The sequence below is a fragment of the Streptomyces sp. NRRL F-5135 genome (assembly GCF_000719775.1).
GTDB classification, from domain to species: Bacteria; Actinomycetota; Actinomycetes; order Streptomycetales; family Streptomycetaceae; genus Streptomyces; species Streptomyces hebeiensis.
Map to the genome: position 1 here is coordinate 445,780 of NZ_JOHR01000001.1, position 16,146 is coordinate 461,925.

The 16,146-nt window shown below is 74.1% G+C and carries 11 protein-coding genes and 1 pseudogene; 5 read left to right on the forward strand and 7 right to left on the reverse strand.

Annotation, left to right across the window (positions count from 1 at the left end):
* Nucleotides 1-132: 132 nt before the first annotated feature.
* Together IG02_RS35830 and IG02_RS0101995 are read right to left on the reverse strand one after the other, a co-directional pair.
* On the reverse strand, nucleotides 133-4,293 hold the full coding sequence (locus IG02_RS35830; protein WP_037801805.1) for a glycosyl hydrolase: 4,161 nt from the start codon (nucleotides 4,291-4,293) through the stop codon (nucleotides 133-135).
* 460 nt (nucleotides 4,294-4,753) lie between these two features.
* The gene (locus IG02_RS0101995; protein WP_420707699.1) at nucleotides 4,754-5,221 is read right to left on the reverse strand and encodes an Lrp/AsnC family transcriptional regulator; all 468 of its coding nucleotides are present in this window, start codon (nucleotides 5,219-5,221) and stop codon (nucleotides 4,754-4,756) included.
* A 101-nt stretch (nucleotides 5,222-5,322) separates the two neighbouring features.
* On the opposite strand from IG02_RS0101995, the gene IG02_RS0102000 reads away from it, so the two are divergent.
* Nucleotides 5,323-5,865 carry a DUF2000 domain-containing protein gene (locus IG02_RS0102000; protein ID WP_234314568.1) on the forward strand — a complete coding sequence of 181 codons (543 nt, stop codon included), beginning with the start codon at nucleotides 5,323-5,325 and terminating at the stop codon, nucleotides 5,863-5,865.
* Nucleotides 5,866-5,988: 123 nt separating this feature from the next.
* Here the strand turns inward: IG02_RS0102000 and IG02_RS0102005 are convergent, their stop codons facing one another.
* Nucleotides 5,989-6,759, reverse strand: coding sequence for an SDR family oxidoreductase (locus IG02_RS0102005; RefSeq protein WP_030740880.1), 771 nt, complete (start codon nucleotides 6,757-6,759; stop codon nucleotides 5,989-5,991).
* A gap of 401 nt (nucleotides 6,760-7,160) precedes the next feature.
* On the opposite strand from IG02_RS0102005, the pseudogene IG02_RS0102010 reads away from it, so the two are divergent.
* Nucleotides 7,161-7,625, forward strand: a pseudogene (locus IG02_RS0102010) (NUDIX hydrolase); the annotation flags it as partial.
* Nucleotides 7,626-7,768: 143 nt separating this feature from the next.
* The gene (locus IG02_RS0102015) at nucleotides 7,769-8,842 is read left to right on the forward strand and encodes a LacI family DNA-binding transcriptional regulator (protein WP_030740886.1); all 1,074 of its coding nucleotides are present in this window, start codon (nucleotides 7,769-7,771) and stop codon (nucleotides 8,840-8,842) included.
* A gap of 179 nt (nucleotides 8,843-9,021) precedes the next feature.
* Here the strand turns inward: IG02_RS0102015 and lnt are convergent, their stop codons facing one another.
* From lnt to IG02_RS0102030, 3 genes are all read right to left on the reverse strand, one after another.
* The gene (gene lnt, locus IG02_RS0102020; protein ID WP_030740890.1) at nucleotides 9,022-10,635 is read right to left on the reverse strand and encodes an apolipoprotein N-acyltransferase; all 1,614 of its coding nucleotides are present in this window, start codon (nucleotides 10,633-10,635) and stop codon (nucleotides 9,022-9,024) included.
* 235 nt (nucleotides 10,636-10,870) lie between these two features.
* Nucleotides 10,871-11,431: a hypothetical protein gene (locus IG02_RS0102025; RefSeq protein ID WP_030740893.1), complete on the reverse strand. Its 561-nt coding sequence runs from the start codon at nucleotides 11,429-11,431 to the stop codon at nucleotides 10,871-10,873.
* A gap of 95 nt (nucleotides 11,432-11,526) precedes the next feature.
* Entirely contained in the window at nucleotides 11,527-12,480 is a 954-nt protein-coding gene (locus IG02_RS0102030) for a glutamate racemase (RefSeq protein WP_030740896.1), read from the reverse strand.
* Between the two features lie 56 nt (nucleotides 12,481-12,536).
* Between IG02_RS0102030 and IG02_RS0102035 the strand changes: the two genes are divergently transcribed.
* Nucleotides 12,537-13,919 (forward strand): glycosyltransferase, encoded by a 1,383-nt coding sequence (locus IG02_RS0102035; RefSeq protein ID WP_234314569.1) that lies wholly within the window; start codon nucleotides 12,537-12,539, stop codon nucleotides 13,917-13,919.
* Nucleotides 13,920-13,954: 35 nt separating this feature from the next.
* Here IG02_RS0102035 and IG02_RS0102040 read toward each other — a convergent pair whose 3' ends face one another.
* On the reverse strand, nucleotides 13,955-15,382 hold the full coding sequence (locus IG02_RS0102040; RefSeq protein ID WP_234314570.1) for a TerD family protein: 1,428 nt from the start codon (nucleotides 15,380-15,382) through the stop codon (nucleotides 13,955-13,957).
* Between the two features lie 238 nt (nucleotides 15,383-15,620).
* Between IG02_RS0102040 and IG02_RS0102045 the strand changes: the two genes are divergently transcribed.
* Nucleotides 15,621-16,130 carry a DUF6643 family protein gene (locus IG02_RS0102045; RefSeq protein ID WP_030740903.1) on the forward strand — a complete coding sequence of 170 codons (510 nt, stop codon included), beginning with the start codon at nucleotides 15,621-15,623 and terminating at the stop codon, nucleotides 16,128-16,130.
* The last annotated feature ends 16 nt before the right edge of the window (nucleotides 16,131-16,146 follow it).

Consider the following 16,146-nt stretch of genomic DNA (forward strand, 5'->3'; position numbering starts at 1 on the left):
TCAGACTCCTTGAGTGGGTTCGTCGTGCGTGTGCTCCTGTGGTGGTGCCGTGAGTGTGGGAGGTGACGGACGCGGGGGTGCGGTGAGTGTGCGGGGCGCCGCGTGCCGTGTACGGCGTCGCGTCGCGCCCGCTCATTCCGCCGCCCGCGGCGTGCGCAGTGTCACCGGGCCCAGCAGCCCGGAGACGAGCTGCGAGGGGAACGTCCAGGCGGTGGGGGTGGTCTCGTGCAGGAAGGGCGCCAGTGTGTTGTAGACGGTCACCTCCAGCCGTACCGTCCGGCCTGCCGTGCCGCGCAGGAGGAACCGGTACGGGGCGCAGAACGCCTCGCCGGCCGGCTCGCCGTCGACGGTCACCTCGACACTCCCGCGCACCCGTCCCAGGTCGAGCACCGGGTCGGGCCCGGCCGGCACCCGGAGCATCCGGGAGTGGACCACGCCGCCGCTCCAGCCGGCCAGGCCCAGGCACGCGCGCCAGTCGCCGAGCGGGAACCCGGTCTCGGCCGTACGTACGCTCACCGGCCCCGACCAGGCCGAACCGCCGCGCAGCACGGCCGTCGGCTCGGTGACGACATCGAGTTCCGCGCGGGCCTCCAGGGGCCCGCCGAAGTCGAGAACGCCGTCCGTGACCGGCTGGGCCACCCCGTCGAGACGGACCGTGGCGGGCAGCGCGAGCGGCAGGTCCACCGACACGGCCCCCACCGGCAGGGTGATCCGGAAGCGCTGTGCCGCCGGGACGACGTCGTCGGTGGTCCGCACGGTGTCCACCCGGGTGCCGAGGACGGGCGCGCCCGTCAGCCACTCGGTGCCGGACAGCGGATGCGGCCGCACGGCGGCGTAGGAGGACTGCGTCTCGGCCCAGCGGCCCCGGTGTTCGACGGTCCGGCCGCGTCGGCCGGCCGTCTCCACCTCCCACCCGGCACCGCTGACGAGCGCCGTCGCGCCGCCGCCGGTCCCGGGCGGGGCGTCCGTACGGGCGACGAGGTCGACGAAGACCACGTCGTCGGCCCGTACGCTGTCGGCGACGACCTCCACGACGTGTTCCCCGGCGGTGAGAGGCAGGACGTGGCGGAAGTACATCGGCTGCGCGCCCCAACTGGACTCGTAGTACTCGACCTTCTCCTGCCGTGCCACCACCGCCCCGTCGAGGGTGACGGTGACGCCGGTGGCGGCACCCACGACCAGCACCGCCTCGAGCGCGTCCCGGTCCAGGGCCAGCCTCCCCCGGTAGGTGACCCGGCCGTCCGCGCGCTCCGTGCCGGGCAGGCGCATGAACTGCGGGCGCGGCGCGAAGCCGCCGGGCGGGGCCAGGCAGAAGAAGCTGCCCAGGGTGGCGCTCCGGCGCGTGGTCGCCGCGGCGGCCGCGAGTTCGGGGTCGGCCAGTTCGTACTCGAGGACATTGCGCGGCCGGCGCACCTCGATCCGGGCGGTGGCGAGATAGTCGCCGCCCGGGAGCAGTTCCCGGCCGTTCCACCACCACCGCTTCGCCGCGGGCGATCCGAGGACCAGGTCGGCCGGTCCGAGACGGTCGGTCTCCACGACGGCGCGGACCCGGACGACGGCTCCCTCGCCCGGCGCCGCGACCCGTACGAACTCCTCGTCCACCATGCCCTTGTTGCCGAGCGCGCCGTGCCCCGGATCGAGGATGCCCCGGGAGGTGGAGTGGAGCGAGGTCGCCCATGCCTCCCGGGCGGGCACCAGCGGACGCGCACCGGCGAGTACGGCGTCGGCCTCGTCGCCGTCGAGCGGTGCGGGGGCCCGCTCGGCCGCCACGGGGCCGAGGACACGGACCCGGTTCCCGTACGTCGCCCGGACCGTCCCGGCCGGCTCCCCGACGCCGCCCTCCACGTCCTTGCCCTCCGCCCACCGCAGGGTCCACAGCGGTACGGCGTCGACCGGGGCGCCGGCGGGGAGCGCCAGGTCGCCCCAGGTGTTGTCCATCGTGGGCACCAGGCGCCCGCGCCAGCCCGTGGAGAGGTCGGTGACCGAGACGTCCCGCGCCTCGGCGTACGCGTCCGGCCCGGCGTGCGGGACCGCCCGGGCCCGGGGGGCATCGGGGGTACGCGGCGTGCCCGCCGCCGCGTACCCCCGATGCCGCGCCCCCGCCGTCCCTCCCCGGCCCGGCGCCTTCTGTGCCGTTTCCTCTCCCGGCCCCTCCGGCGGTTCCTCCCGCCATACGACGATCGCGGCCGGTGCGCCGCGCAGGGGGACCGTGATGGTGGAGGTCCCCCCGCGGACGGTCACCGGTGCCGCCTCCCGCGCGCCGGTGGCCGGGTTCCACACCTCCGCCTCGGCGACCACCGCGTTCACCCGCACCGAGGAGACCGTCGCGTACCGGGCGGGGTCGAAGTCGTAGTCCTCCCAGAGCCAGGCCCCCTCGCGCAGCGGGTACGCGGAGGCGTTCGGGAACGCGCCGGTGACGAAGGCCGCGCCCTCGGCCCCCTTGCGCCGTACCAGCAGCGGTACGTCACCCGTCGCGTGTCCGGCCGCGTCGCCCACCGCCTTCGCCGCCGCCTCCGCGTCATCGGCGTACTCCAGGCGCGGGTGCGCCACCAGGGCCGCGACCGACGCGTCGTCACCGCGCACGCCGGCCGCGTACGAGGGCGCGCGCCCCACGACGACGACCCGCCCGCCGCTGTCGAGCAGCGCGCGGAGCCGGCGCGCGGTGTCCTCCTCCAGGACGCTCGCCGACGGCAGCAGCACCACCGAGTAGCCGAGGTCACGCACCCGCAGCGCGCCGTCCACCGCCTCGGCGCGCTGCACGGAGGCGTCGTCGATGACGTCGAACGACACCCGCGCCCGGTCCAGGGCTCCGAGCCGGGTGGCGAACCAGTTGTTGGTGCCGCACAGCTCCAGATAGTGCCGTTGGGCCAGGTCGAGTTCGGTGTGGCCGGCGCCGAGCTGCCCGTCCCCGAAGTGTGCGACGGGAACGTCCAGCGGAAGCAGGGCCTGGGCGGTGGTGGTCGGGTGCAGCACGGCGACCTCGGCGCTGTAGGTGCCCCACGACATGACGGAGGCGATCCGGGCGACCGCCCGGGAGAAGGCCGGGTACTGCTTCCAGTAGGGCTGGCGCCAGTCGGTGGACGGTGGTGCCCACTCGAACCAGCCGCCGGCCGTGCCGAAGTAACTGGCGTGCGGATTGTAGAGGTTGGCGCCGCTGCGCAGGAAGGGCAGCAGCCAGTCATAGGTGTCCTCCAGCGTGCCGCCCCAGCCGGAGGAGTGGAACGCCTCGATCCAGACCCGGTCATGGCCGTAGAGGTGGGCCATGGAGGAATGGATCTTCGCATCGCCCTCGTGGTCGCTGCCGGCGGCGCTGTACCAGCGGTGGGTGCGGAAGTAGTCGGTGTAGATCTGGGTGGCCTGGGTCGGGAACCCGGCCCGCGCCGGGTTGCTCTGGTCCGCGCCGAGGAGCATGCCGCGCTCGTCGTGCCAGGCGGCGAGCGGCCGGAAGAGGGCTTCCTCGGTGAGTTCGGTGCGGACGGCGTAGTAGTCGGTCCGTACCTTCGCGGCGTGGTGCAGGCCGTCGGTACGGAGCGTGCCGTCGTCGCCGAAGAGCGCGGGCAGATGGTCCAGCAGGTCGTACCCGCGCCGGGCGGCGAACTCCTCGGGGAAGCGGCGCGTCCAGGAGTTGGTGCCCGGCAGTTCGTCCTGGAAGCTCCCGGCGATCACATTGCCGAGGTACCGCGGGACGCGACGGTCGAACTCGTGGTGGACGGTCCGCAGCAGCAGGCCGGCGGCGCGTGCGTCGAGGTAGTCGAAGGCCGTCGGAACCGCGGTGACGATCCGTACCTCGGTGCCGTCCGCCGCCCCGACCCGGTCCGGCGCCGTCGTCGCGAGGCGTTCACCGTTCGCGCGGTAGGCGCCGACCAGGGTCTCCGTACCGAGGAGTGCGACGCGTCCCGCGCCGACGACACCGCGGCGCGAACGCAGCGCCTGCCCGGCCGCCTCGGGATGGCGGTGGGTGATCCCGCCCTGGACGTTGGCGCCGGAGAAGCCGAGCTGGTCGTAGAACCACAGCCGCGTACCGAGTTCCTGGGCGATCTCGCAGGCGTCGGTGAACCGCGCCCACCACTCCTCGCCGAACCAGGCGGGGTCGTCGGCCCGGGCCCCGAAGCTCGGCCCCGCGGGCGCGAGGTTGATCACCACGAGGTTGTGGACACCGCCCTCGGTGAACTTCCGCATCTGCCAGGCGAGCCGCTCCCGGGTGACCTTCGCGCCCGACCACCACCACAGCGGTGTGGGGCCGAAGTCACGGGGCGGATCGCGGAACAACGCGTGCAGCTCGGGAGAGATCACGGCACGACCATCCTTCGTGTCACGGGTACGTCTGCCGGGGCGGACGGCCCCGGACCGCGGTACGGCACGGCAGTGTCGGAGGAACCGGGCGGAGCGAGCGGGGCCGAGGAGGGGGCGGGAGCCGGGGCGGGTGACGGGGCAAGTGGAGGGGTGGACGCGGGGACAAACAGGAAGTAAAACGTTTCACGGCTGTCGGGGGACAGTACCGAAGGAGGGCGCCGGGGCCAAGGCCCCGCACGGTGGTCATTTCGGCCCGTACGTCACCGCCCCAGGTGTGCGACCGCCCGATCGGTCCCCGGCCGGGCACCCCGTACGCCCGGCCGGGATTGAAACGTTCCAGGCCGCTCGTCGCACGCCTTCGGTATACGGAGCCGGTGTCGCCCCGGCGTCGCGACGGAAAGCCCCCGCCGCCGGGCCCGCGTACGGGGTCCGGCACCCGCCCCGCCCCACCGGCCGACGATCACGTCGGCCGGTGGGGCGGCATGCGGTCGTTGCGCAGGTGCTCGTAGATGACCGACGTGCGCACATCGGCCAGTTCCTCGCGTGCGGTCAGCCTGTCGATCACGAACTCGTAGAGGGCGTTGTTGTCCGGCACGGCGACATGGATGAGGAAGTCCTCCGCACCGGAGGTGACGAACACGCCGAGCGTCTCGGGCAGTGCCCGCACCCACTCCCGGAAGCCCTCGATGGCCCGCCGTGTGGGCGGGCGGACCCGGACCGCGATCAGCGCCTGGACCGGCCGGCCCAGCGCGGCCAGGTCCACATCGAGGAGCGCCCCCTTGATCACACCTCGCTCGCGCAGCGAGCGGGTGCGGTCCAGCGCGGTCGTCGGGGAGACGCCGACCGCCGCCGCGATGTCCCGGTTGGTGCGCCGTGCGTCCGCCTGCAATTCCCTGATGATGGCCGTATCAAGTTCGTCCAGAGCCACCCGATCCACCCTTTCTCCGTATGAAGTACGGCTTGATTGCAACGCTAGCGGATGGACGATTAGCGTGCACGCCTGAAACCGCACGAAATGAGGAGCGCACCATGACGGCCATCACGTCCGGGAGCACCATGTCCGGGAGCCCCGCGTCCGGGAGCCTGCCCCCGGGGGACGGCGGGGCGGACGAGACGACGGGATTCCTGCCGGAGGAGATCAGAACCGGTGAACCGACCCGGTCGGCCCGGCTGAAGTGGGTGATCGCCGTCGACGCGTCGCTGCCCGCCGGACGGGCCGTGAACGCCGCGGTCTGCGCCGCGACGGCCACGGGCTCGGCGGTCACGGGGCTGCTGGGCCCGGACGCCGTGGACGCCCGGGGCGCCGCGCACCCGGGGCTGCCCTGGGCGGGCTGCACGATCCTCGGCGCGAGCACCGCCCAGCTCTCCGAGCTGCGGGAGAAGGCCGCGGCCTCGCCCGGCGTGCACGTCGCCGACATGCCGGCGGACGCCCAGCTGACCCGGGTCTACGACGAGTACCTGGCGCGGATTGCCGCCAAGCCGGCGGCGGAGATCGGCTACTACGCGGTCAGTGTGGTGGGCCCGCGCAACCGGGTGGACAAGCTCGTCAAGAAACTGTCGCTCCTGCCGTGAGCGCCCCGAGGGCTCCGGCCGGTCCGGCCGGCCCCGCCGATGCGGCTGATGCGGCTGATCCAGTCGGCACGGCCCGCCCGCCCGGTGCCCGGCGAGGGCGAGGGCGGGCCCCGGCGGCCCGGGTCACCAGGGCAGTTCCACCCCCGCCGGGCTACCGTCCGAGCCGATGAACGTGGCGGTGCGGCCCCCTTCGGGGAGGGTGGCCAGCAGCACCGGGATCCGGGCGCCCTGATCCGGCGTCAGGTGCCCCTGCCTCCCGTTGATGTCGGTCGCCACGAAACCGGGACAGGCCGCGTTGACCAGGATCCCGTCCTCGTGCAGCTCTCTCGCGTACAGAACGGTCAGCGCGTTCAGCGCCGCCTTCGAGGTGCTGTAACCGGTCGGCAGCGGGAGGGAGCCGGGCGGGAGAGCGCCGGTGGGGTCGCGGTCGTCCGCCAGGGCGGTGAGCGATCCGAGCGTGCTGCTGATGTTCACGATGCGGCCCGCGTCCGAGCGGCGCAGGAGCGGCAGCAGCGCGTTGATGACCGTGACGACGCCGAAGACATTGGTCTCGAAGGTCTGCCGGATCTCGTCGGCGGAGGTACGGCTGGGCACGTGCGACGAGCTGCCGACCCCGGCGTTGTTCACCAGGACGTCGAGCCTGCCGCTCTCCTCCTCGATGCGCTTCGCCGCCAGGCCGACGGTGGGCTCGTCGGTGACGTCGAGGCGTAGGCACCGCGCGTCGAGGCCGCCCTTCCGCAGCTCGCGCTCGGCCGCCCGGCCGCGCTCCTCGTCCCGGGCGCCCAGATAGACCCGCATGCCGCGCTCGCCGAGCTGTCGTGCGACGGCGCGCCCGATCCCCTTGTTGGCCCCGGTGACGAGCGCGACACGGGGCCGGGTGACAGAAGAACGGATGGCCGGGGAGGTGCCGGGACAACTGGTGGCGGCGGAGCGGGTGGTGCGGGCGCCGGCGCCGTGCGGGCCGGTGGATGACATGCGAACCGCCTTGGGTCTTCGCCGTTCCGCCGGACGCGGAACCGGGTGTGCGTACGGGCGAGAGCGCTCCCGCGCCCCCGCGCGGAGAACCGCCTGACGGCATTCTGCCCCGCCCCGGGACACCGCCGGAGCGATGAACGTTTTCCGTTGACTTTGGTGTGAAGCCGACCATTGCGTGCCGGGATCACAGCCGCCGGCGACGGCCCCGGTCGCACAGGTCATCGGTTCCATCGCACAGGCCACCGGCCGGCCGCCGCGCGCCCGCCGCCCGGGAACATAACGGGTGCGAGGCCGATCCACCCGCCCGATAGGGTCGGAGCATGTCAACGCCCGACTTCATCCGTGCCATCCGGGCCTCCGCGGGCCACCAACTGCTCTTCCTGCCCGGGGTGAGCGCCGTCGTGCTCGACGACGACCACCGGGTCCTCCTGGCACGCCGCGCCGACACCGGCGAGTGGTCCCTGATCGGCGGCATCACCGAACCGGGCGAGCAGCCCGGGGTCACCGCCGTACGGGAGGTGTACGAGGAGACGGCCGTCCACTGCGTGGTGGAGCGCGTCGTGCTCGTCCAGACACTGGAACCGGTCCAGTACCCCAACGAGGACCGTTGCCAGTTCGTGGACGTGTGTTTCCGCTGCCGGGCCACCGGCGGCGAGGCCCGGGTCAACGACGAGGAGTCGACGGACGTCGGCTGGTTCCCGCTGGACGCCCTTCCCCCGCTCAGCGAGTTCTCGCTGTTCCGCATCAAACAGGCCATGGGCGACGGGCCGACCTGGTTCGACCCGGGCGCGGACGGCCACGGCGGGCCGGCCGACGGCCCCCGGGCACCCGGCGCGCGCACCGCGCACGTGTCACACGCATCGCACCCGGCCCACACCTCGCACGGTGAGCCGGTGGCGGACGGCCGACCGGGAGCGGGGGCGAGCTGATGCCACGTGACACCACGCCGGGCGGCGGGCGCGGCAGGGCGCGCCAGGAGGGGCCGGCCACGCTCGCGGTGGTCGCCCAGCGGGCCGGCGTGTCCCCGCAGACGGTGTCCAACGCGCTCAACTCGCCCGAGTTGCTTGCGCCCCGGACCCTGGAGCGCGTGCGCAGGGCGATCGAGGAGCTGGACTACCGGCCGCACCAGGCCGCGCGCTCGCTGCGCTCCCGGTCCAGCCGGCTCATCGGCTACGGCGTCCAGCCGACGCCCGACGGGGTCTCCGGTCCGGTGATGGAACGCTTCCTGCACGCCTTCTCCGACTCCGCGCACCGGGCGGGTTACCGGATCCTGCTGTTCGCCGCGCCGGGCGACGCGGACGACGAGACCGACACGTACGCCGAGTTGTTACGCGAACGGTCCGTGGACGCGTTCGTGCTGAGCAACACCCACCGGGGCGATCGCCGCCCCGACTGGCTGCGCAGGCGCGGCATACCCTTCGTCGCCTTCGGCCGGCCGTGGTCGAACCGGGAGGCCGGGGACTGGGTGGATGTCGACGGCGCGCACGGAACGGCCGCCGCCGTCGGCCATCTCGTCGCCCTCGGTCACCGGAAGATCGCCTTCCTGGGCTGGCCCCGGGGCTCCGGTGTCGGCGACGACCGGGCACAGGGCTGGCGCGAGGCGATGCGCCGGCACGGACTGTCCGCGCGCGGCCTGCGAGCGTCCTCGCGGGACGACGTCGAGGCCGCGCGGGAGGCCGTGGGCCCGCACCTCACCGCGGGGGTGACGGCCGTGGTGGCGGCCAGCGACACCCTCGCCCTCGGCTGCTACCGGGCGCTGCGGGACACCGGACGCACCCCCGGCCGGGACGTCGCGGTCGTCGGGTTCGACGACTCCTCCGCGGCCGCGCTGCTCACACCGAGCCTGACCAGTCTCCGCCAGCCGCTCACGGAGGTCGGCCAGGTCTGCACCCGGCTGCTGCTGGCCCGGATCAAGGATCCGCGGGGCACACCGGAACATGTGCTGCTGACGCCCGAGCTGATCGTCCGCGAGAGCACGGACTCCACGGCCGCGCCCTCCTGACCGGGACCGCCGACCGCCGCCACCGGCCCTCCGGCACCGGCCCGCGGACCGGCTGTCGCGGAGACGGCCCGGCCGCCGCTCGCGGGTTCGGTGTCCGTCAGCCGACGGCGCCGCCCCACCGGGAGCCGACCGTACGGCCGGACGCGGCGGCTGCGCCGACCCGCGGCCGAACAGCGCGGTCAGACCGCCGCCGGCCGCGACCGCCGCCGCTCCCGTACGGAACGGAACGCCACCCGGCCGAGCCCGCCGACGGCGACCGCGACCAGCGCCGCCTCGGGCAGCACACCGAGCCGGGTGGCGGGGGTCAGGGAGGAGCGCAGCGGCACCGCGGCCACGAGCGCCCCGGGTGTGAACATGCCCGTCTTCTCGGTGATCCTGCCGTCCGGCTGGATGATCGCGCTCACCCCGCTGGTGACGGGGACGACCACGGTCCTGCTGTGTTCGACGGCCCGTACCCGCGACATCGCCAGCTGCTGGTAGGTCATCTCGCTGCGGTCGAAGGTCGCGTTGTTGCTGGGTACGGACAGCAGCTGGGCGCCGTCGGCCACGGTGTCCCGCACGGCCCCGTCGAAGGCGGCCTCGTAGCAGGTGGCGATCCCGACCTTCGTGCCCTTGATGTCGAAGACACCGGTCGTGGTCCCCCGGCTGAAGTCGCGCCGCACCATCTCCGCGTAGCCCGGGCTGATCTTCCGCACGACCGAGCGCAGCGGCAGGAACTCCCCGAAGGGCTGGATCTGCCGCTTGTCGTACGTGGCGGTCGGGCCGAGCTTCGGGTCCCACAGGATCTGCCGGTTGAACATCGGCCCGTTCTCGGGGGTGACGACGGCACCGACGGAGACGGGGACGCCGATCGCCCCGACCGCCTGGTCGATCACCAGCCGGGCGTCGGCGTTGCGATACGGGTCGATGTCGGAGGAGTTCTCGGGCCACAGCACGAAGTCGGGCCGTGGCTCCTTGCCGGCCTTCACGTCGGCGGCGAGCTGGAGCGTCCTGCGGACGTGGTTGTCGAGGACGGCGCGCCGCTGCGCGTTGAACTCCAGACCGGCCCTGGGCACGTTGCCCTGTACGGCGGCCACGGTCGCGGTGCCGTTCTCGGCGGAGTCGCTCACGAGCGGAAGGGCCGCGACGGCCGTGACGACGGGGGCGAGGACGGTGACCGCGGCGACGGTCGCGGCCCGGCGCGGCAGCCGACGGGTCGCGCGGTACGCGAGGGCCCGGCGCACCGCCTCGTAGAGCCCGAAGCCGCACAGGACGACACCGAAGCCGAGCACCGGGGTACCGCCGAGCGCGGCGAGCGGCAGGAAGACGCCGTCGGCCTGACCGAAGGCGATCTTTCCCCAGGGGAAGCCGCCGAACGGCACCCGGGCCCGGACCGCCTCACCGAGGATCCAGACCGCCGCGGCCCAGACGGGCCAGGCGGGCAGCCGGCTCACGGCGGCGATCCCGAGGCCGGCGACGCCGACGAACAGCGCCTCGACCGCGGCCAGCGCGAGCCAGGGGCCGGAGCCGACCTCCACACCGGTCCAGACCAGGAGCGGCAGCAGGAACCCCAGCCCCGCGAGGTAGCCGAGGCCCAGCCCGGCGCGGAGCCGGCGGCCGTACAGGCTCCAGGCGAGCAGGGCGAAGCCCGGCAGAGCCAGCCACCACAGGGTGCGGGGCGGGAAGCTCACGTAGAGCAGGAGTCCCGACAGCACCGCCGCGCCGGGCCTGGCGAGCCACCGCAGCGGCGTCCGGCCGCCGCGGGGAGACGGGGCGGGCGGAGGGGTCTCGACGGTGCTGATCGTGGCGCTCACCCGGGGAGTCTACGGCGGCCCCCGGGAGGCGCGGGAGCGCGGGAGCCGGGCGTACGTCCCCGGCCCGCCCCGGCATTGCCCCGGACGGGCGCCGTCCGGGGGCTATGGGCCGGTCGGGTGAGCCGACCGGACGAGTCCGACGGGAGCGGGCCCTCGTCGGAGGGGGAGGCGGCGGGCGGACGGTCGCGGACGCAGGGGCGGCGGACGGTCGTCGTGCGGCGGCGCGGGCGCGCGGTCAGGCGTTCGCCGTGTCCGCGTCGGGCAGCGGGTTCAGACGGTTGCGGATGATCCGTACCGCCGACTCCGCGTCGTCCACGGTCACCGTGAAATCCATGCCGTCGCCCAGCTTGAGGACCAGCGCCTCGCCCCGGCGCACCACCACGGCCGTGCCCTTCTCCGGGCGCCAGCGGTAGCCCCAGCCACCCCACTGGCGCGGGGTGACCCGGGGCACGAAGACGGCGTCCACCACGTGGGCGAGCTGGATGCGGCGGCGTGGCACGCCCATGTGGCCGCAGCGCACCTCCACGCAGTCGCCGTCGAGTCTGACCGCCACGTGGACGAACGCCAGGGTCCCGAAGAGGATCAGCAGCCCCGCCGCCACACAGCCGACGACGGACATCAGCAGGGCGGCTGAACCGGAGGTCCAGTTGGAATCGACGGCCAGCTCGACCCCGAGCGCGACACACGCCGCGCCCACGGCCGCCAGCAGCCACTGCACTCGGTTGCTCGCGCGGCCGGTCCAGGTCTCGGGCAGGGCCTCTGTGGGGTGGCCCTCGTTCCGGGGGTGCTCCCTCATGTCATGCAGCGTACTCAGATTCCGCGTCGGCGACAGGCCGCTCGGAGGGCGGCCGGAACCACCCCGCCGGCCCGTGGGCCCGGTGCGGACGGTGGTCAGCGCACCCGGCTGACGGCGGCGAGCTGCCGCCCTTCCACGTACGCCAGCGCCTCTTCCGGAAGCGTGGACTCACGCCCGCTGAGCAGGACGGTGAGCCGCCCGCCGGGGACGCCCAGGATCCCCGTCGGCGCCTCGGGGACGTCCGGGACGTCCAGGAGCCCCGCCGTCCCGGGGACGCCCGGGAGCCCGTCCGGTGCACCGTCCGGGACCCGTGCAACGGCGGCGACGCCCGGGACGGCCGGGGCCACCGGCGCGACCGGCGTGCCCGGGACGCCCGCGGCGCCGGGGGCCGACCGGTCCCCCGCCCGGCGCATCGCCTGCGCGGCGACCGCGCCCGCCGATCCGTACAGGACCACCGTGGGCCCGCCCGGCCGCTGGACGGCGGCCCGGACGCGTTCGGCGACCAGCTCGTAGTGGGTGCAGCCCAGCACGACGGCCCTGACGTCACGGGGGGTCAGCGCGGCGGCCGTGGCCACCGCGCGGTCGATCGCCTCCTCGTCGACGTGCTGCACCGCGTCCGCCAGGCCGGGACAGGGCACCTCGGTGACGGCCACGGAGGAGGCGAAGCGGCGGATCAGGTCGCGCTGGTAGGGGCTGCCGGTGGTGGCCGGGGTCGCCCAGATCGCGAACGGGCCGCCCCCGGTCGCCGCCGGTTTGATGGCCGGGACCGTCCCGATGACCGGCAGGTCCGGCTCCAGTTCGGCCCGGAGCGTGGGCAGCGCGTGCACGGACGCGGTGTTGCACGCGACGATCAGGGCGTCCGGCCGGTGCTCGGCCGCGGCCCGGGCGACCACGAGCGCGCGCTCCGTGAGGTCGGCCGGGGTACGCGGCCCCCAGGGCATTCCGTCGGGGTCCGAGGAGAGCACGAGATCGGCGTCGGGCCGAAGCCGGCGCACCGCGCGTGCCGCCGGGAGCAGGCCGATGCCGGAGTCCATGAGCGCGATCTTCACTCGGTCACCATAGTCGAGCGTGTGCGGTCCCCACGATGTGGGGCAGACTGCGACGAATGAGCGCCATTGCCTGGATCGCCGTAGGTTCACTGGCCGCATGGGGCTGGCTGTCGCTGGGCCAGGGCTTCTTCTGGCGTACGGACCAGCGGCTTCCGCCGTCCGACGAGGCCGGGAACCGTTCCCCGGGACCCGGACCGCGCACGGGATCCGGCTCCGGCCGTACGCCGAGGGTCACCGGCTCGTACACCGACGCGAGCGGCCCGGACGCCGCGGGAGGCGGCCCGGGCCCCGGCGGTGGGTACACCCGTGAGGGTCTGCCCCGCGACATCGAGTATGCCGATGATCACGGCCACGCCCCCGCACACGACGCCGACGACCCGGAACGGTGGCCCTCCGTCGCCGTCGTCGTCCCCGCGCGGGACGAGGCGGCGGTGCTGGCCAAGAGCCTGCCCTCCCTCCTCGCGCAGGTGTATCCCGGCAGGGCCGAGGTCTTCCTGGTGGACGACGGCAGTACGGACGGCACGGGCGCGCTGGCCCGCGAACTGGCCGCGCGGTACGGCGGGCTGCCGCTGACGGTGACCTCCCCCGGCGAGCCCGGACCCGGCTGGACCGGCAAACTGTGGGCGCTGCGCCACGGCATCGCGCTGGCACGCGCCGACGACCCCGCGTACCTCCTGCTGACCGACGCCGACATCGCGCACGAGCCGGACAGTCTGCGGGTGTTGGTGGCCGCCGCCGAGTCGCACGGGCTCGACCTCGTCTCGCAGATGGCACGGCTGCGCGTGCGGAGCACGTGGGAGAAGCTCGTCGTGCCGGCGTTCGTGTACTTCTTCGCCCAGCTCTACCCGTTCCGCCGGATCAACCGTCCGGGCGCTCGCACGGCGGCGGCCGCGGGCGGCTGTGTCCTGCTGCGCGACGGGGCCGCCGAGCGGGCCCGGGTGCCCGAGTCGATCCGCCACGCCGTGATCGACGACGTCGCGCTGGCCCGGGCGGTACGGCGGTCCGGGGGCCGGATCTGGCTGGGGCTCGCGGAGCGGGTGGACAGCGTGCGCCCTTATCCCCGCCTCGCCGACCTGTGGCGGATGGTGGCCCGTAGCGCCTACGCCCAACTCCGGCACAATCCGCTGCTGCTGGCGGGCGCGGTGCTGGCACTGGCGCTGGTCTATCTGGTGCCGCCCGTCGCCGTGTGCGTGGCCGCGGTGACCGGGGACACGGCGGCGGGGTGGCTGGGCCTGGCCGCCTGGGCGGTCATGACGGCGACGTACCTGCCCATGCTGCGGTATTACCGGCAGTCGGTGTGGCTCGCGCCGCTGCTGCCGTTCACGGCGCTGCTCTATCTGCTGATGACGGTCGATTCGGCGGTACGGCACTACCGGGGGGCGGGCGCGGCCTGGAAGGGACGCACGTACCCCCGCCCCGAGACGGCCCCGGACCGCTGACTCCTGACACCTGACACCCGGCACCCGGCACCCGGTCACTTCCGGCCGGGCGTCCAGTTCATGCCCCAGCCGTAGGCGTGATCGACGGTCCGCTGCGGACTGACCCCGCGCCGGGGGACGAGGAAGCGTGCTTCCCGCTGCACGACGAGGTCCGCGCCGGTGTGGGTGATCAGCGCGAGCGCGCAGACCGTGGACGGCACCGTGCATTCGCCGAGCGAGAACTCGATCGGGGCGCCGAGCCGCGGTTCGAGTGTGACCGTCGCGTCGAGGTCGGCGAAACTCCGCGCGCCTTCGTAGATCGTCACGAAAATGACGATCCGCCGCAGCCGGTCCTTGTGGTCGAGATTGATGGTGAGGTTCTCGCCGCCGCTGGACGTGCCGCTGCGGTCGTCGCCGTCGAGAAGGATGTAGGGCGGCCGGTCGACGGCGCCGAAGGCGTTGCCGAGTGCCTGCACGACTCCCTTGCGTCCGTCGGAGAGTTCGTAGAGCGCGCAGAGGTCGAGATCGAGATCGCTGCGGGACGCGACGGACCTGCCGAGTTTGGCCGCCCAGCCCTTGGACTGCTGACGGACCCGCCAGTTGAGGTTCACCCGCATGGTGCCCGAGGTGCCACCCTGTTCGCTCAGGGAGACGGACGGTGTGTCCTTCGTCAGCGTCACCTTGGTGAGACGCACGGGTGCGGAAGCGGGAGCGGGGGCCGGAAAGGCACCGGGAGCGGGCGGGGCCGGTGGTACGGCAGGTGCCGGTGGAGCCGACGGAGCGGACGAGACCGGCGGAGCGGACGGTACGGACGTGGCGCTCGGCGCGGCCGGAACCGTCGGTTCCGGGGCTGCGGCCGATGCCGGGGCCGGAGTCGTCGGCGTCGGCGTCGGCGTCGGCGTCGGCTTCGGATGCTGTCGCGGCTCGTCCACCGCGATCCCGAAGTCCGTCGCCAGGCCCGCGAGTCCGCTGTCGTACCCCTGGCCCACCGCGCGGAACTTCCACGCGCCCTGGCGCCGGTAGAGCTCACCGAGGAGGAAGGCGGTCTCGACGGTGGCGTCCCGGCTGTCGTACCGCGCGATCTCCGCTCCGGACGCCGCGTCCAGTACCCGTACGTAGAGCCCGGGCACCCGGCCGAAGTCACCCCCGTCGGCCGAGGCGGCCAGGACGATCCGCTCGACGGCGGGCTCGACGCGCGCGAGGTCGACGCGGAGGGTGTCCACCACGGCGCCCGTGCCCGCCCGCGCGCCCCCGTCCACGCCTCCGCCGCCGGTCACCACCCGTTTTCCGTCGAGGCGTACCGCTCCGGAGGGGTGGGCGGGCTGGTTGTAAAAGACGAAGTCCTCGTCGTCACGGACCTTTCCGGACACGAGCAGCAGCGCCGACGCGTCGACGTCCGGGACCCCCGGCCCCGTGCGCCATCCCAATTCCACGCGGACGGCCGCCGCAGGCACCGGAAGATTGGCTCCTTTAAGCATGGACATGCTCGCCCCCCTCATCACGTCGGGATGCCCGGTGTTCTCCGTCCCGACACGCTAGTGCCCCGTGCCGAGACCCGCCGGTAACCCCACGCCACCTTGCCCTTTACACGATCAGAACGCCGCCGGGCGACCGTTTTTCCCATGTTCGCTCGCATTGAGGATCCGAAGTCACCCACAAGAGCCGAAACAACCCCCTGTTCGGACTCCCCAACGAACCACGGGAGGGCTTAACTTATGTCCTATGACCTCCCCCCGCGCCCCCTACGGCGGCGGTTACTACACCGCGCCGTCGTTCCCGGACACCCCCATCTACGACTCCCTGGTCGCGGAGCGGGGCACGCCTCAGATCGCGCCGATCCGAGTGCCTTCCGCCTATGACTCGGGCAACAGCTATCTGCCGGCTCTGCCGGCGGCGCTGCCCGCGCTGCCGGCGGCTCCTTCACAGCCCTCCGGCGCCTACAGCGGATATCAGCCGCAGTCGGCGCCGACGCCCGCGCCGACGCCGCTCCAGCAGGCGCCCGCGCCGTACATCCCGCAGCAGTCCGCGCCGCGCGGGTACGGCTACCCGGGCCCCGCGCAGCCGCAGGCGCCGGGCCCGATACAGGCGCAGCCGCACCCTCAGCCGCAGCCGCAGCGCCCGGTGCCGCCGGGGACGGGGTACGAGGCGATGCGGCCCGTGGCTCCCCGCCCGCCGGCGCCCGCTCAGTACGACGATCCGTACAACCGGCCGTACCAGAGCCGGGGGTACTGACCTGCGGGTGGCCGGT

What these genes read in the sequence shown, in the direction of transcription:
- IG02_RS0102000 (WP_234314568.1), top strand. Translation starts at nt 5,323, where the DNA reads ATGACGGCCATCACGTCCGGGAGCACCATGTCCGGGAGCCCCGCGTCC.
- IG02_RS0102015 (WP_030740886.1), top strand. Translation starts at nt 7,769, where the DNA reads ATGCCACGTGACACCACGCCGGGCGGCGGGCGCGGCAGGGCGCGCCAG.
- IG02_RS0102025 (WP_030740893.1), bottom strand. Translation starts at nt 11,431, where the DNA reads ATGAGGGAGCACCCCCGGAACGAGGGCCACCCCACAGAGGCCCTGCCC.
- IG02_RS0102035 (WP_234314569.1), top strand. Translation starts at nt 12,537, where the DNA reads ATGAGCGCCATTGCCTGGATCGCCGTAGGTTCACTGGCCGCATGGGGC.
- IG02_RS0102040 (WP_234314570.1), bottom strand. Translation starts at nt 15,382, where the DNA reads ATGTCCATGCTTAAAGGAGCCAATCTTCCGGTGCCTGCGGCGGCCGTC.
- IG02_RS0102045 (WP_030740903.1), top strand. Translation starts at nt 15,621, where the DNA reads ATGACCTCCCCCCGCGCCCCCTACGGCGGCGGTTACTACACCGCGCCG.